Raw genomic sequence first — 20730 nt, 5'->3', positions numbered from 1 at the left:
CGTTCCCGTAGGAGAACTCCGTGCCCCACCCGACCGCCGTATCCCTTGAGCACGCGCCGGCGGACGTCGTGTGTCTCGGCGAGACCATGGCCGTGCTCAGCCCGCCGGACGACAGGCCGCTCGCCGACCAGTCCGCGCTCCGCCTCTCCGTCGGCGGCGCCGAGTCCAACGTGGCCTACGGGCTGGCCGCGCTCGGGCACCGCGCGGCCTGGCTGAGCCGGGTGGGCGACGACGCGTTCGGGCGGCGGATCCGCTCCGAACTCGCGGCCCGGGGCGTCGAGGTGGGTGCCGTCGCCGTCGACCCGGCGCATCCGACCGGCGTGTACTTCAAGGACCCGGGCCCGGACGCCACCCGGCCCCTGTACTACCGGAGCGGATCGGCCGCCGCCCACATGGGACCGGAGCTGGCCTCCGCGCCCGAGCTGCGGGGGCCGCGGATCGTGCACGTGTCGGGCATCACCGCGGCGCTGTCCGGCAGTTGCGCCCGGCTGCTGGAGGAGATCGTCGTACACCGCGCCCCGTGGGGGGAGACGGGGCCTCGCCCGCTGGTCTCCTTCGACGTCAACCACCGCCCCGCCCTGTGGAGCGGACGGAACGCCGACGCGGCACCTGCGCTGCGGGACCTGGCCCGTGCCGCGGACCTGGTGTTCGTCGGGCGTGACGAGGCCGAGGCCCTGTGGGGCACGGCCCACCCCGACGACATCGCGGGCCTGCTCGCCCCGGCACCGCTCGTCGTCGTCAAGGACGCGGAGCACGGCGCCACCTCGTACGCGGCGGGCGAGGCCACCTTCGCGCCCGCCCTCGCCGTCGAGGTCGTCGAACCGGTCGGCGCGGGCGACGCCTTCGCCGCCGGGTACCTCTCCGGTGTCCTGGAGGATCTCGACGAGCCGTCCAGGCTGCGCCTCGGCCATCTGACGGCGGCGACAGCGCTCCGCAGCCGGGACGACATCCCCGACCTCGGCCAGGCCCTTGCCCTGGCCCGGCGCTAGGTCGTGTCCGCAAAGTCCCGGCGTCCGCCCGGAGGGCGGGCCCCGCGGCGTCTGGTGCGTGCTCTCGGCGTGCCGGGCGGAGCCCCGCGTACTGGATGTACTTGGGGGTTCGCCCGGTGCGGCGAGAGTGCGTGCCAGGCGTCGCGGGGCAGGCGGGACTTTGCGGACACGGCCTAGGCCCCCGGGCCGCTCAGCCCCGCACCGCCTCCAAGCGCACCGCACACGCCTTGAACTCCGGCATCCGGGAGGTCGGGTCGAGCGCGGGGTTGGTGAGGGTGTTGGCGCGGCCCTCGCCCGGCCAGTGGAAGGGCATGAACACGGTGTCGGGGCGGATGGCGTTCGTGATCCGCGCGGGCGCCACGGCCCGGCCCCGCCGCGACACGACGGCGACCGGATCCCCCTCGGCCGCCCCGAGCCGCGCCGCCAGCCGCGGATGCAACTCCACGAACGGCCCGGGCGCCGCGGCGTTCAGCTCCGCCACACGCCGCGTCTGCGCCCCGGACTGATACTGCGCCACGACCCGTCCGGTGGTGAGCAGCACGGGGTACTCGTCATCCGGCTCCTCGGCGACCGCACGATGCGAGACGGGCACGAACCGGGCCCGTCCGTCGGGGGTGGCGAAACGGTCGAGGAAGAGGCGGGGGGTACCCGGGTGTGCCGTGGCCTTTGACGTACCACCTGCCGCGGGCGACTCCGGCTCCACCGCCTCCGCGGAACCCGGACAAGGCCAGAACACCCCGTCCTCCTCCACCAGCCTGCGGTACGTGATGCCCGAGTAGTCCGCCGGGCCGCCCGCGCTCGCGCGGCGGAGTTCCTCGAAGACCTCCTCGGCGTCGGTCGGGAAGCCCTTCTCCACGCCCAGGCGGGCGGCCAGTTCGTGGAGGACCTCCAGGTCGCTGCGGATGCCCTCGGGCGGGGTGATCGCCCGGCGGCGGAGCAGGACCCTGCCTTCGAGGCTGGTCGTCGTGCCCGTCTCCTCCGCCCACTGCGTGACCGGCAGGACCACGTCGGCGAGCGCCGCCGTCTCCGACAGGACCACGTCGCACACGGCGAGGAAGTCCAGCGACCTGATGCGCTCCTCGATGTGCGCGGCACGCGGCGCCGACACCACCGGGTTGGACGCCATCAGCAGCAGGGACTTGATGTCCGTGCCCAGCGCGTCCAGCAGTTCGTACGCACTGCGCCCGGGGCCGGGCAGCGAATCCGGGTCCACTCCCCACACCTCGGCGACATGCCGCCGCGCCGCCGGGTCGTCGAGCTTGCGGTAGCCCGGCAACTGGTCGGCCTTCTGCCCGTGTTCGCGTCCGCCCTGCCCGTTGCCCTGCCCGGTCAGACAGCCGTACCCGGACAGCGGACGGCCCGCCCGGCCGGTCGCCAGGCACAGGTTGATCCACGCGCCCACCGTGTCCGTGCCCTTGGACTGCTGCTCGGGCCCGCGCGCGGTGAGCACCATCGCCGACTCCGGCTCGCAGAACAGCCTGACGGTCTCCCGCAGTTGAGGAACGGACACCCCCGTGATCCGCTCCACGTACTCCGGCCAGTGCGCCATCGCCGCGGCCCGCGCGTCCTCCCAGCCCACCGTGCGCTCCTGGACGTACTCCTCGTCCACCCGCCCCTCGGCGATCACCAGGTGCAGCAGGCCGAGCGCCAGGGCCAGGTCCGTGCCCGGCCGGGGCGCCAGGTGCAGGTCCGCCTGCTCGGCGGTCTTCGTACGGCGCGGGTCGATCACGATCAGCGTGCCGCCGTTCTCCCGCAGCTCGTTGAAGAAGCGGAGCGACGGCGGCATGGTCTCCGCGAGGTTCGACCCGACCAGGATCACGCAGCCGGTCTTCGGGATGTCCTCCAGCGGGAACGGCAGCCCCCGGTCGAGCCCGAACGCCTTGATGCCGGCGGCGGCCGCCGACGACATGCAGAAACGGCCGTTGTAGTCGATCTGGGACGTGCCGAGCACGACCCGCGCGAACTTGCCGAGCGTGTACGCCTTCTCGTTCGTCAGACCGCCCCCGCCGAACACCCCGACCCCGTCCGGCCCGTGCTCCGCGCGCGTCCTTCGCAGCCCCGCGGCGATCCGGTCCAGCGCCTCGTCCCAGGAGGCGGGCACCAACTCGCCCCCGGACCGCACCAGCGGCGAGGTCAGACGAACGCCGGAGGCCAGCACCGCGGGTGCCGTACGGCCCTTGCCGCACAGCGCGCCCCGGTTCACCGGGAAGTCCGCGCGCTCGCTCACCTCGACGGTCCCGTCCGGCGTGGGCGTCAGGTTCATCCCGCACTGCAGGGCGCAGTACGGGCAGTGCGTGGGCGTGGCGGTGTTCTGCATACCGTTCAGCGTGCTTCGGCCGTGTTACGCGCGGCACGGTCCCCTGTTACACGGCCGGGACGGGGACCTCCCCGCCGCCGCCCGGTCCGCGTGAGGCGCACGCCACGCTCGCACGGAAGCCGGCCACCACGGGAAAGGCCGGGGACGGGACGCGCGGAGCGCGCCGGCCGTCCCCGGCCACGTTCAGGGGCTGTGCCTGGTCAGGGCACGGCCCCGGTCAGCACTCGTACGCGTAGTACGGCTCGTCGCCCACGTCCAGACCGATCCTCCCGACACCGCCGGGGCCGATCTGGATGCACGAGGGGTCCCAGCCGTCGACTTCCACGCTGGCGGAGATGGTGTGCCCGCACACGTTGTGGATGTCGGCCCACCACTGGCCGGAGGCGCCGAGCTTCGCGCAGCCCGGCTCCGGGGCCTTGACCGCCGCGGCCGCCACGGGCGCCGCCGCGGCGGTCCCCATGGCGGCCGGCACGGCCAGCAGCGCGCCCGCGGCGGCCATCACCAGCGCGGTGCGAAGTCGAGTCATCAGATGTCCTTTCCCCCAGATCGCGGCGGCGGCCCGATCCGCCGCCGCACGGCGAAGACACTAAGCGTGATCTCGTGAACACGGAGAGCGCCGAAGGTGTATTTCACGCTCTGGGGTGAAATGTGCGCGTCAAACCCGCTCCGGCAGAACGTCCTGATTCATCCGACAGGCCATTCGGCCGTGGCCAACGCCCGCCGCACACCCGGCTCCTGAGGCCCGAGGAACCGGGGATCCGGCCGGAACGCCGCGTCCAGCGCCGCCTTCCCGGCGGCGAAGATCTCCCGGGCACCCCCGTAGTACCAGGTCGCGTCGTGCACCGCGTCCACCCCGACCCCGTACGACTCGACCCCCGCCGCCCGGCACAGCGCCACCGCCCGCCGGATGTGGAAGCCCTGGCTGATCAGCACGGCCTCGTCCACCCCGAAGATCTTCTTCGCGCGCACACAGGAGTCCCATGTGTCGAACCCGGCGTAGTCGCTGACGATCCGCCCGTCGGGCACCCCGTGCCGCGTCAGATACCCGCGCATCGCGTCCGGCTCGTCGTAGTCCTCGCGGCTGTTGTCCCCGGTGACGAGCACCACCTTCACCCGCCCCTTCCGGTACAGCTCGGCCGCCGCGTCCAGCCGGTGCGCGAGGTACGGCGAGGGCTCCCCGTCCCACAGCCCGGCCCCGAACACCACGGCCACATCGGTACGCGGCACGTCCGCCGCCGTCCGCAGCCGGTCACCCGCCACCGCGTACATCCAGGTCGCCGGGAGCAGCCCGAGCACGCACCCGGCCATCACGGCCTGCACCAGCCGCCGCTGCCCCCGGCGGGTACGCGGCAGCCTCGGTCTGCGGAACTCCGGAACACGCATCGGACAGGCCCTCCCCAGGTCGGTCTGACCTTCGAGGACGCTTGATCGGCCCGTCCGGTTCACCGCTCGGCGGGTGAGCAGCTTCACGTGAAACCCCGAAACCCCAGGTCAAAAGCGCTCACACCGGCCATGACCCCCATGGTGAACCGCCGGAAAACACACCGGTGACCCCCACGCAACGGGAAGGCAACGTGGCGCCGCGACCATCGGTACATGCCCAGCCAGCTCAGTCTCGTCCCGCCGACCGCGGCCCGCCGCCCGGTCCAGCCCGCCCTCGTCGTCGTGGCGCACGGCAGCCGCGACCCGCGCGCGCTGAGCACGGTCCGTGCCCTCCTCGACCGGGTCCGCGCGCTGCGCCCCGGCCTGCCGGTGCACCTCGGGCACATCGAACTGAACGAGCCCCTGCTCCCCGACACGCTCGCCGCCCTCACAGACAAGGAAGCGGTCCTCGTCCCGCTCCTCCTCAGCCGCGGCTACCACGTCAAGCAGGACATCCCCGAGATGGCGGCGGCCGCCCCGGCCCGCACGCACCTGGCCGCCCCCCTGGGCCCGCACCCCCTTCTGGTGGACGCCCTCCAGGCCCGCCTGACAGAGGCCGGATGGGGCCGGACACCCCGCAGCACCAGCGCGGTCGTCCTCGCGGCGGCAGGCTCCCGCGACCCGGACGCGAAGCGGGACACCGCCCGCACGGCCCACCTCCTGGCGGCCCGCCTGGGCGTCCCCGTCCTCCCGGCCTACGCCTCGGCCGCGACCCCCACGGTCGAAACGGCCGTCCGCACCCTCGTCGCGAGAGGCCGACACCAGATCGCCCTGGCGTCCTACTTCACAGCCCCGGGCCGCTTCGCCACGGAGTGCGCCCAGAAGGCCCCCTGGATAGCGGCCTCCCCCCTCGGCACCCACCCGTCGATGGCCCGCCTCCTCCTCCACCGCTACGACGAGGCGCTGACGAAGTCGCTGACCGCGCGGGAACTCGCTTCCGCTTAGATCGCGGGGTGGTGCACGCCCCAGGGGCGCGGGGAACTGCGCGAGAAACCACACTCCGCCCGCACACGCCCGAAATCAGAACCCGGTACACGCAGACGCGCTTACTGTCGTCACATGGACGGCACCGCACAACACCCCCCGGCCTACGACCCGACGTCAGTCGACCGCTGGGCCCAGGAACCAGACAAGCGCCCAGGCCGCACCGCCTTCCAACGCGACCGCGCCCGGATCCTCCACTCCGCCGCCCTGCGACGCCTCGCCGGCAAAACCCAAGTGGTGACGCCCGGCACCATGGGACCGGCCTGGGACGCCAGCCCCCGCACCCGCCTCACCCACTCCCTCGAATGCGCCCAGGTCGGCCGGGAGCTGGGCGCGGCCCTCGGCTGCGACCCGGACCTCGTGGAAGCCGCCTGCCTCTCCCACGACCTGGGCCACCCGCCCTTCGGCCACAACGGCGAACAGGCCCTCAACGAGTTCGCGGCCGACTGCGGCGGCTTCGAGGGCAACGCCCAGTCCCTCAGACTCCTCACCCGCATCGAGCCCAAGCGGTTCACCCCGGACGGCTCCGTCGGCCTCAACCTCACCCGCGCGGCCCTCGACGCCGCCACCAAGTACCCCTGGCCCCGAGGCGCCCACCCCACCGACCCGGACTCCCCGAAGTTCGGTGTCTACGAGGACGACCGCCCCGTCTTCGACTGGCTCCGCAAGGACGCCCCCGGCACCCGCACCTGCTTCGAGGCACAGGTCATGGACTGGTCCGACGACGTGGCCTACTCGGTGCACGACGTGGAGGACGGCCTGCACGCCGGTCACATCGACCCGAACTGCCTGCACGCCGAACCCGAACGCCAGGACGTCTTCGAGGTCGCCCGCGGCCGCTACGTACCGTCCGGCACCGATCCCGCGGAGCTGGCCGAGGCCCTGGACCGGCTCCTCGCCCAGGAGTGGTGGCCGCACGGCTACGACGGCACCGCCGTGGCCCAGGCCCGGCTGAAGGACGCCACCAGCCAGCTCATCGGCCGCTTCTGCCTCGCCGCCGAGGCCGCGACCCGCGCCGCGTACGGCAGCGGGCGGCTCACCCGGTACGCCGCTGAGCTGGTCGTGCCGCGCCAGGCCCGTATGGAGTGCGCCGTCCTCAAGGCCGTCGCCGACCTCTACGTCATGCAGCGCGCCGAGCAGGAACGCCTGCGCGCCGACCAGCGGATCGTCGTGGCCGAACTGGCCGAGGCGCTCACCGCCCGCGCCCCGGACGGCCTGGACCCGCAGTTCCGCGCCCTGTTCGACCGGGCGGCGGACGACCGTGCCCGCAAGCGGGTGATCGTCGACCAGATCGCCTCCCTCACCGACATGTCGGCCCGTTCGCTTCACGCCCGTCTCACGGGGCAGGCATGAGACTGATGCGACGCTCGGGACCTGAGCACCCCCGAATGTGACCCTCCGTGGCCTGATCGGGTCACTCCCTCTTCCCGCATCACGCTCCGTGCGGGACGCTCGCAAGTGGCGACACCTTTACGAGGAGGCATCAAGTGGTCGACGCGGATCAGACTTTCGTCATCGTCGGAGGCGGACTGGCAGGCGCCAAGGCAGCCGAGACGCTCCGCACGGAGGGCTTCACCGGCCGCGTGATACTGATCTGCGACGAACGTGACCACCCCTACGAGCGCCCGCCGCTGTCCAAGGGCTACCTCCTGGGCAAGGAGGAACGCGACAGCGTCTTCGTGCACGAGCCCGCCTGGTACGCGGCCAACGACATCGAGCTGCACCTGGGCCAGACCGTCGACGCGATCGACCGCACCGCGAAGACCGTCCGCTTCGGCGAGGACGGCACCGTCGTCCGCTACGACAAGCTGCTCCTGGCGACCGGCGCCGAGCCCCGCCGCCTCGACATCCCGGGCACGGACCTGGCGGGCGTGCACCACCTGCGCCGCCTCGCCCACGCCGAGCGGCTCAAGCACGTCCTGACCAACCTGGGCCGCGACAACGGCCACCTGGTGATCGCGGGCGCCGGCTGGATCGGCCTGGAGGTCGCGGCGGCGGCCCGCGAGTACGGCGCGGAGGTCACGGTCATCGAGCGCGGCCCGACCCCCCTGCACCACGTCCTGGGCCCGGAGCTCGGCGGGCTCTTCGCCGAGCTGCACCGCGAGCACGGCGTCCGCTTCCACTTCGGCGCCCGGCTCACCGAGATCGTCGGCCAGGACGGCATGGTCCTCGCGGCCCGCACCGACGACGGCGAGGAGCACCCGGCGCACGACGTCCTGGCCGCGATCGGCGCGGCCCCCCGCACCCACCTCGCGGAGGCGGCCGGCCTGGAGATCGCCGACCGGGCCCACGGCGGCGGTGTCGTCGTCGACGAGCGGCTTCGCACCTCCGACCCGGACATCTACGCGGCCGGCGACGTGGCCTCCTTCCACCACGCCCTCTTCGAGACCAGCATGCGGGTGGAGCACTGGGCCAACGCGCTGAACGGCGGACCGGCGGCCGCCCGCTGCATGCTCGACCGCGGGGTGACGTACGACCGCGTGCCCTACTTCTTCTCCGACCAGTACGACATGGGCATGGAGTACTCCGGCTGGGCGCCCCCGGGCACCTACGACCAGGTGGTGATCCGCGGGGACGCGGGCAAGCGCGAGTTCATCGCCTTCTGGGTGAAGGAGGGCCGCGTCCTGGCCGGGATGAACGTCAACGTGTGGGACGTCACAGACAAGATCCAGCACCTGATCCGCACCAAGGCCCAGGTGAACCCGGAGTCGCTGGCGGACCCGCACGTGCCGCTGGACAACCTCGCCCCCTAGCCGTCGGGGCTGTCAGGACTGTCGGCGGGCCACCGTAGAATTCACGCGTGGCAGGACGGATCAACGACGAGGACGTGAAGGCGGTACGGGACGCGGTCCCGATCGACGCCGTGGTGTCCGAGTACCTCCAGCTGCGCAACGCGGGCGGCGGGAACCTCAAGGGTCTCTGCCCGTTCCACGACGAGAAGTCACCGTCCTTCCAGGTCAGCCCCAGCAAGGGGCTGTTCCACTGCTTCGGCTGCCAGGAGGGCGGCGACACCATCACGTTCGTGATGAAGATCGACCACCTCTCCTTCTCGGAGGCGGTCGAGCGCCTGGCCGGCCAGGCGGGCGTCACCCTGCGCTACGAGGAGGGCGGGTACAACCCCTCCCACCAGCGCGGCGAACGGATCCGCCTGGTCGAGGCCCACAAGATCGCCGCCGAGTGGTACGCGGAACAGCTCGCGACGTCCCCCGAGGCCGACACCGGCCGGGTCTTCCTCGCCGAGCGCGGCTTCGACCAGGCCGCCGCCGTCCACTTCGGCGTCGGCTACAGCCCCCAGGGCTGGGACCACCTCACGCGCTTCCTGCGCGGCAAGGGCTTCACCGACAAGGAGCTCCTCCTCTCCGGGCTCTCCCAGGAGGGCCGCCGCGGCCCCATCGACCGCTTCCGCGGCCGCCTGATGTGGCCCATCCGCGACATCGGCGGCGACGTCGTCGGCTTCGGCGCCCGCAAGCTCTACGAGGCGGACAACGGCCCCAAGTACCTCAACACGCCAGACACCGCGATCTACAAGAAGTCCCAGGTCCTCTACGGCATCGACCTGGCGAAGAAGGACATCGCGAAGTCCAGCCGCGCGGTCGTGGTCGAGGGCTACACGGACGTCATGGCCTGCCACCTGGCCGGCGTCACGACAGCCATCGCCACCTGCGGCACGGCCTTCGGCGGCGACCACATCAAGATCCTCCGCCGGCTCCTCATGGACAACGGCTCGGCCCGCGTCATCTTCACCTTCGACGGCGACGCCGCCGGCCAGAAGGCGGCCCTGCGCGCCTTCGAGGACGACCAGAAGTTCGCCGCCGAGACGTACATCGCCATCGCCCCGGACGGCATGGACCCCTGCGACCTGCGCCTCGCCAAGGGCGACGAGGCCGTGGCCGACCTGGCCGAACCCCGCACCCCGCTCTTCGAGTTCGCCCTCCGCCAGATCGTCGCCCGCTACGACCTCGACACCCCGGCGGGCCGCGCCGCCGCCCTGGACGAGGCGGCGCCCATCGTCGCCCGCATCAAGAACAGCGGCGCCCAGCACGAGGTCGCCGTCCAGCTGGCCGGCATGCTGGGCATCCTCGACACCCAGTTCGTGGTCAAGCGCGTGGCCCACCTGGCCCGCTGGGCCCGCGACCGCGGCGGCAAGGGCCCGGCCCCGGACCGGCACCAGCAGGCGTCCCGGCAGTACGCCACCGCCCAGCCGTCCGCCGCCCCCCGCGGCCCGGCCCTCAACCTCCGCAACCCCGTCTTCGCCACCGAACGCGAACTCCTCAAGCTGGCCCTCCAGCGCCCGGAACTCGTCTCCCCGGCCTTCGACGCCTACGGAGCCGACGAGTTCACCGCCCCGCCCTACACGGCCGTACGCATGGCCATCCAGGACGCGGGCGGCGCCCAACTGGGCGTCGAGGACCCCCAGGACTACCTGGTCAAGGTCCGCGAGGCCGCCCCCGACGACGCGGTCCGCGCGATGGTCACCGAACTGGCCGTCGAGGCGATCATGCTGCACAAGGGCGTGAAGGGCGTCGACGAGGTGTACGCCGGCGCCCAACTGGTCACCGTCCGCCGCCGCGCGGTGGAACGCCGCATCCGCGACATCACCAGCCAGCTCACCCGCCTGGGCACCCAAGGCGACCCGGCCCAGCTGGCCGCCGTACAGAACGAGCTCTGGGTCCTCCAGCAGTACGACCAGACCCTGCGCGAACACGGCGCCGCCGCGCTCTGACGTCACCGCGCGGTCACGTCCCGAACGCAAAAAGTCATCGCACGCCCCTCGTGGCGACGATGTGTCTTCCCCCACACTGGGTTGCGGTGCCTGAGTCCTCGGAGCGCGGCCGATCCGTCACCGACGGGTCCCAGACCCCCGCGGTTCCGCTCATCGCGTACGGGACGGAAAGCGGCGAGGCCGTCGACTCCGCCCCCGAAGTACCGCTGCCGCACACCTTGGCAGCGATCATCCTGGAGGTCGCCCCCGTGCAGACCCAGACCCTCACCCAGACCGACGCCGCTGCCGTGCCGGACGCGGAGGACGACGCCCTGCCCGCGGTTCCGTCGCAGAGCCTCGTCGTGCACCACCCCGAGACGGAACCGGAGCCGGAGGAGCCGCCTGCCGAGGTCCTCGAGACGGCCGAGACCGCCGAAACCGTCGTGAGGCCGCCCGTCCGTACCGAGAGCGGCAGTCCCTCCTCGGACCTGTTCCGCCAGTACCTGCGGGAGATCGGCCGCATCCCCCTGCTGACCGCGGCCGAGGAGGTCGAACTCGCCCGCCGTGTCGAGGCCGGCCTGTTCGCCGAGGAGAAGCTGAGCAACACGCCTAGTCTGGACAGCCAGTTGGCGCTGGACCTCGACCGGCTCGTCGTCATGGGCAGGATGGCCAAGCGCCGGCTCATCGAAGCGAACCTGCGGCTCGTCGTGTCCGTGGCGAAGAGGTACGTCGGGCGCGGGCTGACCATGCTCGACCTCGTCCAGGAGGGCAACCTCGGCCTCATCCGGGCCGTCGAGAAGTTCGACTACGCCCGCGGCTACAAGTTCTCCACCTACGCCACCTGGTGGATCCGCCAGGCCATGTCCCGCGCCCTGGCCGACCAGGCCCGCACCATCCGGGTCCCCGTCCACGTCGTGGAGCTGATCAACCGCGTCGTGCGGGTGCAGCGGCGGATGCTCCAGGAACGGGGCTACGAGCCGACGCCTGAGGAGGTCGCCGCGCACCTGGACCTGGCGCCGGAGCGGGTCAGCGAGGTGCTGCGCCTCGCCCAGGAGCCTGTGTCGTTGCACGCGCCCGTGGGCGAGGAGGACGACGTCGCCCTCGGCGACCTCATAGAGGACGGTGACGCCACCAGCCCCGTGGAGTCGGCGGCGTTCCTCCTCCTCAGGGAGCACCTGGAAGCGGTCCTGTCGACGCTGGGGGAGCGGGAGCGAAAGGTTGTCCAGCTGAGGTACGGCCTGGCCGACGGCCGCCCGCGCACGCTGGAGGAGATCGGCCGCATCTTCGGCGTGACGCGGGAACGGATAAGGCAGATCGAGTCGAAGACCCTCAACAAGCTGCGGGATCACGCTTTCGCGGATCAGCTGCGGGGTTATCTGGACTGAAGGGGCGTCAGCTGCACGTACCCAAGGGGCGCGGGGAACTGCGCGACCAGCCACGAAGGCGCCGCGGTCGCTCGACGGCGTACCGCGGCACCACCAGCGGAGCACTCAGTCCACCTCCGCCACCGCCTGCGCGAACTGCGCCTTGTACAACCGCGCGTAGGCCCCGTCCGAGGCCAGCAGCTCCTCGTGCGTCCCCTGCTCCACGATCGACCCGTTCTCCATCACGAGAATCGCGTCCGCGTCCCGGATCGTCGACAGCCGGTGCGCGATGACGAACGACGTCCGCCCGTGCGCCAGCTTCGCCATGGCCTTCTGGATCAAAACCTCGGTCCGCGTGTCGACCGACGACGTCGCCTCGTCCAGCACCAGGATCACCGGGTCGGACAGGAACGCCCGGGCGATGGTGATCAGCTGCTTCTCGCCCGCGCTTACCCCGGTCCCCTCGTCGTCGATCACCGTGTCGTACCCGTCCGGCAGCGTACGGATGAACCGGTCCGCGTGCGCGGCCCGGGCCGCCTCCTCGATCTCCCCCCGGGTCACCTTCCGGGACGCCCCGTACGCGATGTTCTCCGCGATCGTGCCGCCGAACAGCCACGTGTCCTGGAGCACCATGCCGATCCCGGCCCGCAGTTCGTCCCGGGACATCCGCGCGATGTCGACCCCGTCGAGGGTGATGCGCCCGCCGGTGACGTCGTAGAACCGCATCAGCAGATTCACCAGCGTCGTCTTGCCGGCCCCCGTCGGGCCGACGATGGCCACCGTGTGCCCCGGCTCGACCTTCAGCGACAGGTCCTCGATCAGCGGCTTCTCCGGGTCGTAGCGGAACGACACGCGCTCCAGCGCCACCAGCCCGCGCAGTTCCTCGGGCCGCACGCCCGGCACCGGATCGGCGCTCTGTTCCTCCGCGTCGAGCAGCTCGAAGACCCGCTCCGCCGAGGCGACACCCGACTGCACCAGGTTCGCCATGGACGCGACCTGCGTCAGCGGCATCGAGAACTGCCGCGAGTACTGGATGAAGGCCTGCACATCACCGATGGACAGCGAGCCCGAGGCGACCCGCAGCCCGCCGACGACCGCGACCAGCACATAGTTGAGGTTCGACACGAACATCATCAGCGGCTGCATGATCCCGCTGTTGAACTGCGCCCGGAACCCGGCCTCGTACAGCGCCTCGTTCTGCTCGGCGAACTGCTGCGCCGACTCCTCCTGCCGCCCGAACACCTTCACCAGGGTGTGCCCGGTGTACATCTCCTCGATGTGCGCGTTCAGCTTGCCCGTCGTACGCCACTGCTGCACGAAGTGCGGCTGCGACCGCTTGCCCACACGCGTGGCGATGACGAACGACAGCGGCACGGTCACCAGCGCGACCAGCGCCAGGATCCAGGAGACCCAGAACATCATCGCGAGGACGCCGATGATGGTCAGCACCGAGTTGATGAGCTGCCCCATCGACTGCTGGAGCGTCTGCCCGATGTTGTCGATGTCGTTCGTGGCGCGGGAGAGCACCTCACCGCGCTGACGCTTGTCGAAGTACGACAGCGGCAGCCGCGACAGCTTCGTCTGCACGTCCTCCCGCATCCGGAACATGGTCCGGTTCACGGCCCGGTTCACCAGCCGCGTCGCCACCGCCATCAGCAGCCCCGCCACCATGAACACGCCCAGCGCGAGCAGCAGCACGTTCCCCACGGCCGTGAAGTCGATGCCCTTGCCCGGGGTGAAGTCGGTGCTGCGCAGCATGTCGGCGACGTCACCGTCCCCGCGCTGCCGCATGGAGTCGAGGACCTGCTCCTTGCTCGCCCCCTCGGGCATGCCCCGCCCGACGATGCCCGCGAAGACCAGGTCGGTGGCCTTGCCGAGGATCTTCGGCCCGACGACGCTGAGGCCGACGCTCAGCACCACGCACAGCAGCAGCACGTAGATGGTCACGCGCTCCGGCCGGAACCGCGCGACCAGCCGTTTGCCCGACCCCTTGAAGTCCAGCGAGCGCTGGTCGGGGCCGCCCCCGGCCATCATCCGCCCCATCGGCCCGGCCATCAGGCAGCCTCCGCTTCCGTGAGCTGGGAGAGCACGATCTCCCGGTAGGTCTCGTTGTCCGCCATCAGCTCGTGGTGCCGGCCGGTGCCGACGACCCGGCCCTCGTCGAGGACGACGATCCGGTCGGCATCCCGGATGGTCGCCACCCGCTGGGCGACGATCACGACGGTCGCCTCGGCGGTCTCCCGCGCGAGCGCGGCCCGCAGGGCAGCGTCCGTGGCGTAGTCGAGCGCGGAGAAGGAGTCGTCGAAGAGGTAGATCTCGGGCCGCTGCACCAGGGTCCGGGCGATGGCGAGCCGCTGCCGCTGACCACCGGAGACATTCGTCCCGCCCTGCGCGATCGGCGCGTCGAGCCCGCCCTCAAGACGCTCGACGAAGTCCTTGCCCTGCGCCACCTCCAGCGCGTGCCACAGCTCCTCGTCGGTGGCGTCCGGATTGCCGTAGCGCAGGTTCGTCGCCACCGTGCCCGCGAACAGATACGGCTTCTGCGGCACCAGCCCGACGGTCCGCGCGAGCAGCACCGGATCGATCTCCGCCACCCCGACACCGTCCACGAGCACCTGCCCGTCGGTCGCGTCGAACAGCCGCGGCACCAGCCCGAGCAGGGTCGACTTGCCGCTGCCGGTCGAGCCGATGACGGCGGTCGTCTCGCCCGGCCGGGCGAGCAGGTCCACGGACCGCAGCACCGGCTCCTCGGCACCCGGATAGCGGAAGCCGGCCCCCCGGATCTCCAGATGCCCGTGCCGGCGCAGCTCCCGTACGGGCTCCGACGGCGGCACGACGCTGGAGGAGGTGTCCAGCACCTCCTGGATGCGCTCGGCGCACACCTCCGCGCGCGGCACCATCATGAACATGAAGGTGGCCATCATCACGGACATGACGATCTGCATCAGATAGGCGAGGAACGCCGTCAGGTCACCGATCTGCATCCCGCCGCTGTCGATGCGGTGCGCGCCGAACCACACCACGGCGATCGACGACAGGTTCACCACCGTCATGACGATCGGGAACATCAGCGCGAGCAGATTGCCGGTGCCCAGCGCGAAGTCCGTGAGATCGGTGTTGGCCTTCCGGAAGCGCTGCTGCTCGTACTCGTCCCGGACGAAGGCCCGGATCACCCGGTTGCCGGTGATCTGCTCGCGCAGCACCCGGTTCACCGTGTCCAGCCGCTCCTGCATCGCCCGGAACAGCGGCCGCAGCCGCCGCACGATCAGCGTCACGCAGATGCCCAGCACCGGCACGACCGCCACCAGCACCCCGGACAGCGGAACGTCCAGGCCGAGCGCCAGCACGATGCCGCCCACGCACATGATCGGCGCCGACACCAGCAGCGTGAACGTCATCAGCGCCAGCATCTGCACCTGCTGGACGTCGTTCGTCGTACGGGTGATCAGCGATGGCGCCCCGAAGTGGCCCAGCTCACGCGAGGAGAACGACTGCACCCGGTCGAACACGGACGCCCGCACGTCCCGCCCGAGCGCCGAGGCCGTACGGGCGCCGTAGTACACGGCACCGATGTTGCACACGACCTGGACCAGCGAGATGCCGATCATCAGACCGCCGTAGCCCACGATGTAGCCGGTGTCGCCGTTCACGACACCCTGGTCGATGATGTCCGCGTTCAGCGTGGGCAGGTAGAGCGTGGCGCAGGTCTGCAGGAACTGCAGCAGCACCAGCAGGGCGATGGGTCTCTTGTAGGGCCTGAGGTAGGTCCGCAGGAGTCGTATGAGCACGCTGCTTCTCTCGGAGTGGGCGACGGAGCGGTTGGTTGCCCCTGGCCCCTATCGTCGAACACTCCACCCGCGTTACCTCAACCGAATTAACCCAACAGGGGCCTGTTACCGGAGCGCCCCAGGGTGCGTCTGCTCCCGTACCGCCACGAACTGCTGCCGCACCGCCTGGCCCACCGCCAGGTCCTCACCCGGCTCCAGCACCTGCGCGACCGCGCCCTGCCAGGCCGGTGGGGTGCGCGCGTCGAGGGCGCCCTGCGACACGCCGAGGGCCCAGGCGGCCTGGCGGGCGGCGCCGATCGCGGCGTAGTCGGCGGGCTGCGGCACCACGACCTGCGTCCCGAACAGCGAGGGCGCGGCGGCCTGCACGGCGGGCAGTTCGGCGGCCGACCCGAGCAGGAAGACACGCCGCACCTCCACGCCCCGGCCGCGCAGCACGTCCAGCGCGTCCGCGAGCCCGCACAGCATGCCCTCGAACGCGGCCCGCGCCAGATGCTCCGCCTTCATCGACTCACGCCGCAGCCCCGCCAGGGTCCCGGCGGTGTGCGGCAGGTTGGGCGTCCGCTCACCCTCCAGATAGGGCAGCAGCACCAGCCCGTGCGACCCCGGCGTCGACTTCATCGCCAGGTCGGACAGGCTCTCCAGATCGGGCAGCCCGAGCAGCTCGGCGGTACCGCGCAATGTCCGAACGGCGTTCAGCGTGGTGACGACCGGCAGGTGCATACCGGTCGCGTCGGCCAGCGCGGTGATCATCCCGGACCCGTCGACCAGCGCCTCGGGGTGTACGGCCATCACGGACCCGGAGGCACCCAGCGACACGACCGCGTCACCGAGGCCGATGCCCAGCCCGAACGCCGCCGCCATGGTCTCGCCGGTCCCGACGGAGATCAGCAGCCCCTCCGGCGTCCTGCCGGCCGCGTCCGCCGGGCCGATCACCTCCGGCAGCATCACCTGCTGCCCGAGCGCGAGCTCGACGAGATCGGTCCGGTAGCCGCCGGTCGCCGCCGACCAGTACCCGGTGCCGGACGCCCCGCCCCGGTCGGTGGTTCTTCTGACCGGGCGGCCCAGCAACTGCCACACCAGCCAGTCGTGCGCCTGCAGGAGGATCGCGGTGCGCTGCGCGTTGTCGGGCTCGGTCCGGGCCAGCCAGCGCAGCTTCGTCACCGGCTGCGCGGCCTGCGGCACACAGCCCACGGCCTGCGCCCACGCCTCGCGCCCGCCGAGCGCGTCGACCAGATCGGCCGCCGCGACCTGCGTCCGCTTGTCACTGCCGACCATGGCCGGCCGCACGGTGTTGCCCTGCGCGTCCAGCGGCACGACGGCGTTCTGCTGCGCCGACACGCCGATGGCCTGCACGCCTTCGAGGAGCCCGCCGCCCGCCGCCTCGCCCAGGGAGAGCAGCCAGGCCTGCGGGTCGACGTCGGACGGCCGGCCGCCGCCCTCGGGGCTTTCCACCGGATGCTGCGCATATCCCTGCCTGAGCACGGCTCCGGAGTCCGTGTCACAGACGACGATACGAGTGAAATCGGGTGAACTGTCCAACCCGGCGACTATCCCCATGGCCAAAATTCTGCCGCACGCTCCGCTCGGGTCGGGCCGTGGGCGCCGTGGGGGTGTGTCGCCGGGCCTCGGGTGCGGGCGCGTCGTGGCTGGTCGCGCAGTTCCCCGCGCCCCTCAGGGGCGCGAGTGCGTGCTCGGGGTCTGAAAAGGAACTGTTACGTGTTGCTCGTGCCCCAGTCGTCCTCGCCGCCGTTGTGGGTGGCGCGGTCCTTGAGGTGGCGGACGCGGTCGGCGACCGACTCGGGGACGCGGTCCCCGACCTTGTCGCTCACCACGTGGTACGCCTTGCCCGCGAACTCACGGCCCTGATGGGCCGCCGACTCCGCGGTGTTGCGGACGGCCGGGTTCTGCGCGAACTGCTGGGCCGTCTTCTTCAGCTGCTCGTAGCGCTCGCGTCCGGCCCTCGTGCCCAGCACGTAACCAAGGACGACTCCGGCGACGAACGTGAGCCGGTAACGCATGGCGGCCACCCTTCCCTTGCGTAGGTCTCCGGTGCGGTGTCGGCGCCCCGCGGGGTACCGATTGGCGGAGCACCCCCCTGCTTGCGCTAATGTATGTGTCGCAGCGAGCGAGCGCCCCCTGGCGGATACCCAGGTAGGTACGTTCGATGCAACGAGGCATTCCTCGGTAGCTCAATTGGCAGAGCAGCCGGCTGTTAACCGGCAGGTTACTGGTTCGAGTCCAGTCCGGGGAGCTCGGTCCTCCGTAGCTCAATTGGCAGAGCAGCCGGCTGTTAACCGGCAGGTTACTGGTTCGAGTCCAGTCGGGGGAGCATGGTGATCGAGGACCCCTCTCAGGGGTCCTTTTTCATGTCCGTTCCGATCTTCTGGGAACCGCGCGGAGCCCGGCGCAGTCCTCATGGTCACGAAGGCCGTGCGAAGCCGACCATCCGAAGCAGGAGATCGTATGAGCGGCTATGCTGCGGCAGACGGCGCGCACACATGTACGCGACACGCCGCTATGGGGCGGTAGCTCAGCCGGTTAGAGCAGCGGACTCATAATCCGTCGGCCGTGGGTTCGAGTCCCACCCGCCCCACCACGTGCTACACGCGCAGAACCGTTTCTACTCGCGGAAGCGCGAGAACGAGGGCGCCGCTCCCGGGTGGCGCCCTCAGTTCATTCGTTCGGCCCCGCGGTGGCCCCCGATTGCCCAAGACCTCGGCGAAATAGAGCGACAGGGCGAGTTCCCGAAATGCGCTATTCCAGCGGGCCCGCGGTGGCCGGAGTCGTGCCGTGGCGGCGTTGGCGGCGGGTGTAGGTGCTGACGGCCTGCCAGAGGTCGCGTCGGTCGGTGTCGGGCCACAGGCCCGGGGTGAAGTGCAGTTCGGCGTAGGCCGTGTGCCAGGGCAGGAAGTTGGAGACGCGGTGTTCTCCGCCCGTGCGCCAGAGCAGGTCCACGTCCGGCAGGTCCGGGCGGGGCAGGTGCCGGGCGAAGTCGTCCTCGGTGATCAGGTCCGGATCAAGGTGGCCGGCCCGGGTACGGCGGGCCAGGGCGGCGGCCGTTCGGGTGATCTCGTCCCGGCCGCCGTAGTCGATGCACATCGTCAGCGTCAGGCCGGTGCGGGTGCGGGTGGTGCGCTCCCGGAGGTGGAGGAGGTCGACCAGGTCGGGCGGCAGGCGGCGGGCGCGGCCGTGCCAGCCCATCCGGACGTCGAGGTCGCGGAAGGGGTCGTCGGCCAGTTCACGGCGCAGGAGGCCGAGGATCGCGTCGACCTCCTCGGCGTCGCGGTGCCAGTTCTCGGTGGAGAAGGTGTACAGGGTCAGGTGCCGCAGACCGATGTCCAGGGCGCCGTGCACCACCTCGCGGACGGCGGTGGCTCCGGCGCGGTGACCCTCGTGCCGGGGGAGGCTCCGCTGCTGGGCCCAGCGGCCGTTGCCGTCCATGATCACGGCGACATGGACGGGCAGCTGGGCGGCCGGGATCTCCGGTGGCCGCTCGCCGCTGGGGTGGGGCGGCGGAGGGCGGAAGGCCGCGGTGTGCGCCGGACGGGTGAGGGTGGCGTGCCCGCCGTGGGCGGGCCGGGGTGCGGGCGGCACCGTCAGGGGGGTCAGGCTCCAGGCCAGGGCCGCGCGGGCCCGGGCGGGGACGAGGATCCGGGCGCGGGTGAGAGGTCCGGGCCGGGGCGTGGCCCGGAGTACGGCCGGCCCGGCGGTGTCGATGGCGTCGAGCTGGGCGCGCAGCAGGGCCGCCATCGTGTGCAGGACGGTGGCGGGGCCGGGGTGCATGCCGCGGCTGAGGCTCTCCTGCGTCACCCACCGGCGGGCCAGGCCGGTCAGGTGCGTGATCAGGGCGGATACGGCGGGGCTCCAGCGGCGGTGCGCCAAGTCGGCGGCGGACCCGGGGTGGTTGTCGAGGGCCTCGCCGGGCAGCAGGAGGTCGCCCTGGGCGAGGTCGGCGGACAGATCGGTGAGGATGTCCGTGAGCCGGACGCCATCGAGGAACTCCTCGTAGGTCTCCCGGGTGTCTAGCCGGAGCGCCACGGGTACCCCGGCCCGGTCGAAGACCGTGCGGACCTGGCCGAACCAGGGCAGCAGGTTGTCCCGGCCCCAGGTGCGCCACTCGGTCCAGTCGGTGAAGTGCCTGCCCCGGGTGTCGTCCTGGACCTGGGTCATGGCCGCGTGCAGTTCGGACAGGTCCAGGCGCCAGCGGGCCGCGGTGTGCACGAGGGCGTGGCGGACGGGGTCCGGGCTGGTGCCGGTGGGCAGTTCGCGGTGCAGGGCGGTGATCCACTCCCCGACGCGGGCGGCCCGTTCGGCGGCGGGGGCGGTGCGGTCGTCGCCGAGGTCGTCGAGGGCGTTGGCGGCCGCCCACAGGGCGTGCAGCGCCGGCCGCAACTCGGCGGGCACCAGCTGGATCAGGGCGTACTCCGCGGGGTCCTGCCGCCTGGTCCGGAGCCGGCACAGCCGGTAGGCCGCCCGCAGTGCCGGGTCTTCGCCGATCACCGTCCGCGCGGTGCTCGTGCGTCGGTCTGCCGGGGCTGGGGTCGCGGGAGGCACATCGCTGACAACGAGAGCGGTACGTCCAGGTATTGCGCTGATCAAGTGGGTTGCCGCGAATGGGCCCGGGGTGGTCGGCGGGGCGTTCGCCCCCGCGCGCGGGTCATCACCGGCCGGCCGTCGGCAGGGTAGGAGCGCTCTCCGACGGAGGCCGACGGGGCCGCCACCGAGGCCACACGGGTCCGGGCACGTCACCGGCCTCGCTGCTCCAAGCCGCAGCCGGGCGGCTCCGCGGCACCGGGGGGTCGCCGCCCCGGGGGGCGGGCCCGGGTGATTACGGGAGACGGCTCCGGCAACTTGCGGGGCGTGCCCGGGCCTGGTGGCTCGGCTGTGGTGGCGGCCCGGGGCGTTCCCGAGTGGACGCGTCCGGTGACTTCAGGGGCGTACTCGGGCCTGGTGGCTGGGCTGTGGTGGGCGGGCCCGGGCGTTCCCGAGGGGACGGTTCCGGTGACTTCACGGGGGCCCGGACGGGCCGGTCGCGGGTGGCCCCGTGTGGACGTGTCCGGTGACTCCGGGGGCGTACTCGGGCCTGGTGGCTGGGCTGTGGTGGGCGGGCCCGGGCGTTCCCGAGGGGACGGTTCCGGTGACTTCACGGGGGCCCGGACGGGCC

At 72.0% G+C, this 20730-nt stretch carries 14 protein-coding genes and 3 tRNA genes; 9 read left to right on the top strand and 8 right to left on the bottom strand.

Going from position 1 to position 20730, the window contains the following annotated elements; translation table 11 throughout:
- The first annotated feature begins 20 nt into the window (after positions 1-20).
- A complete protein-coding gene (locus tag AC07DF_RS24200; RefSeq protein ID WP_478974979.1) occupies positions 21-989 on the top strand; it encodes a sugar kinase in 969 nt (322 codons plus the stop codon).
- Positions 990-1179: 190 nt separating this feature from the next.
- Here the strand turns inward: AC07DF_RS24200 and AC07DF_RS24195 are convergent, their stop codons facing one another.
- From AC07DF_RS24195 to AC07DF_RS24185, 3 genes are all read right to left on the bottom strand, one after another.
- The gene (locus tag AC07DF_RS24195) at positions 1180-3306 is read right to left on the bottom strand and encodes a molybdopterin oxidoreductase family protein (RefSeq protein WP_478974976.1); all 2127 of its coding nucleotides are present in this window, start codon (positions 3304-3306) and stop codon (positions 1180-1182) included.
- Between the two features lie 217 nt (positions 3307-3523).
- The gene (locus AC07DF_RS24190; RefSeq protein WP_478974973.1) at positions 3524-3832 is read right to left on the bottom strand and encodes a hypothetical protein; all 309 of its coding nucleotides are present in this window, start codon (positions 3830-3832) and stop codon (positions 3524-3526) included.
- Positions 3833-3990: 158 nt separating this feature from the next.
- A complete protein-coding gene (locus tag AC07DF_RS24185; protein WP_478974970.1) occupies positions 3991-4689 on the bottom strand; it encodes a SanA/YdcF family protein in 699 nt (232 codons plus the stop codon).
- A 213-nt stretch (positions 4690-4902) separates the two neighbouring features.
- Between AC07DF_RS24185 and AC07DF_RS24180 the strand changes: the two genes are divergently transcribed.
- The 5 genes from AC07DF_RS24180 (at position 4903) to AC07DF_RS24160 (ending at position 11799) form a co-directional block, all read left to right on the top strand.
- Positions 4903-5673: a sirohydrochlorin chelatase gene (locus AC07DF_RS24180; protein ID WP_478974967.1), complete on the top strand. Its 771-nt coding sequence runs from the start codon at positions 4903-4905 to the stop codon at positions 5671-5673.
- 114 nt (positions 5674-5787) lie between these two features.
- On the top strand, positions 5788-7065 hold the full coding sequence (locus AC07DF_RS24175) for a deoxyguanosinetriphosphate triphosphohydrolase (RefSeq protein WP_478974964.1): 1278 nt from the start codon (positions 5788-5790) through the stop codon (positions 7063-7065).
- Positions 7066-7199: 134 nt separating this feature from the next.
- Positions 7200-8465: an NAD(P)/FAD-dependent oxidoreductase gene (locus AC07DF_RS24170; RefSeq protein WP_478974961.1), complete on the top strand. Its 1266-nt coding sequence runs from the start codon at positions 7200-7202 to the stop codon at positions 8463-8465.
- 47 nt (positions 8466-8512) lie between these two features.
- Positions 8513-10435 (top strand): DNA primase, encoded by a 1923-nt coding sequence (gene dnaG / locus AC07DF_RS24165; RefSeq protein ID WP_478974958.1) that lies wholly within the window; start codon positions 8513-8515, stop codon positions 10433-10435.
- 86 nt (positions 10436-10521) lie between these two features.
- Entirely contained in the window at positions 10522-11799 is a 1278-nt protein-coding gene (locus AC07DF_RS24160; RefSeq protein ID WP_478974955.1) for an RNA polymerase sigma factor, read from the top strand.
- Between the two features lie 105 nt (positions 11800-11904).
- Here AC07DF_RS24160 and AC07DF_RS24155 read toward each other — a convergent pair whose 3' ends face one another.
- The 4 genes from AC07DF_RS24155 to AC07DF_RS24140 form a co-directional block, all read right to left on the bottom strand.
- Positions 11905-13833 carry an ABC transporter ATP-binding protein gene (locus AC07DF_RS24155; protein WP_478974952.1) on the bottom strand — a complete coding sequence of 643 codons (1929 nt, stop codon included), beginning with the start codon at positions 13831-13833 and terminating at the stop codon, positions 11905-11907.
- Positions 13833-15566: an ABC transporter ATP-binding protein gene (locus AC07DF_RS24150; protein WP_478974949.1), complete on the bottom strand. Its 1734-nt coding sequence runs from the start codon at positions 15564-15566 to the stop codon at positions 13833-13835. Before AC07DF_RS24150 ends, AC07DF_RS24155 begins: the two co-directional genes overlap by 1 nt.
- A 105-nt stretch (positions 15567-15671) precedes the next feature.
- Positions 15672-17123 (bottom strand): xylulokinase, encoded by a 1452-nt coding sequence (locus tag AC07DF_RS24145; RefSeq protein WP_478974946.1) that lies wholly within the window; start codon positions 17121-17123, stop codon positions 15672-15674.
- A gap of 155 nt (positions 17124-17278) precedes the next feature.
- Complete coding sequence (locus AC07DF_RS24140) at positions 17279-17584, bottom strand: YtxH domain-containing protein (protein WP_432959910.1); 306 nt, start codon at positions 17582-17584, stop codon at positions 17279-17281.
- Positions 17585-17744: 160 nt separating this feature from the next.
- Between AC07DF_RS24140 and AC07DF_RS24135 the strand changes: the two genes are divergently transcribed.
- The 3 genes from AC07DF_RS24135 (at position 17745) to AC07DF_RS24125 (ending at position 18162) form a co-directional block, all read left to right on the top strand.
- Positions 17745-17817: transfer RNA gene (locus AC07DF_RS24135), tRNA-Asn, on the top strand.
- 5 nt (positions 17818-17822) lie between these two features.
- Positions 17823-17895 (top strand) — tRNA-Asn (locus AC07DF_RS24130).
- 190 nt (positions 17896-18085) lie between these two features.
- A tRNA-Ile gene (locus tag AC07DF_RS24125) sits at positions 18086-18162 on the top strand.
- A 158-nt stretch (positions 18163-18320) separates the two neighbouring features.
- On the opposite strand, the gene uppS is transcribed toward AC07DF_RS24125, so the two are convergent.
- Entirely contained in the window at positions 18321-20066 is a 1746-nt protein-coding gene (uppS, locus tag AC07DF_RS24120) for a polyprenyl diphosphate synthase (RefSeq protein ID WP_478974942.1), read from the bottom strand.
- Between the last annotated feature and the right edge of the window lie 664 nt (positions 20067-20730).

The organism is Streptomyces sp. NPDC044719 (genome assembly GCF_056433405.1).
This window is presented reverse-complemented; position numbering and strand designations above follow the sequence as displayed.

Bases quoted from the DNA above. Each gene is read 5' to 3' on its own strand.
- AC07DF_RS24195 (WP_478974976.1), bottom strand. From the start codon at position 3,306: ATGCAGAACACCGCCACGCCCACGCACTGCCCGTACTGCGCCCTGCAG.
- AC07DF_RS24190 (WP_478974973.1), bottom strand. From the start codon at position 3,832: ATGACTCGACTTCGCACCGCGCTGGTGATGGCCGCCGCGGGCGCGCTG.
- AC07DF_RS24185 (WP_478974970.1), bottom strand. From the start codon at position 4,689: ATGCGTGTTCCGGAGTTCCGCAGACCGAGGCTGCCGCGTACCCGCCGG.
- AC07DF_RS24180 (WP_478974967.1), top strand. From the start codon at position 4,903: ATGCCCAGCCAGCTCAGTCTCGTCCCGCCGACCGCGGCCCGCCGCCCG.
- AC07DF_RS24175 (WP_478974964.1), top strand. From the start codon at position 5,788: ATGGACGGCACCGCACAACACCCCCCGGCCTACGACCCGACGTCAGTC.
- AC07DF_RS24155 (WP_478974952.1), bottom strand. From the start codon at position 13,833: ATGGCCGGGCCGATGGGGCGGATGATGGCCGGGGGCGGCCCCGACCAG.
- AC07DF_RS24145 (WP_478974946.1), bottom strand. From the start codon at position 17,123: ATGGGGATAGTCGCCGGGTTGGACAGTTCACCCGATTTCACTCGTATC.
- AC07DF_RS24140 (WP_432959910.1), bottom strand. From the start codon at position 17,584: ATGCGTTACCGGCTCACGTTCGTCGCCGGAGTCGTCCTTGGTTACGTG.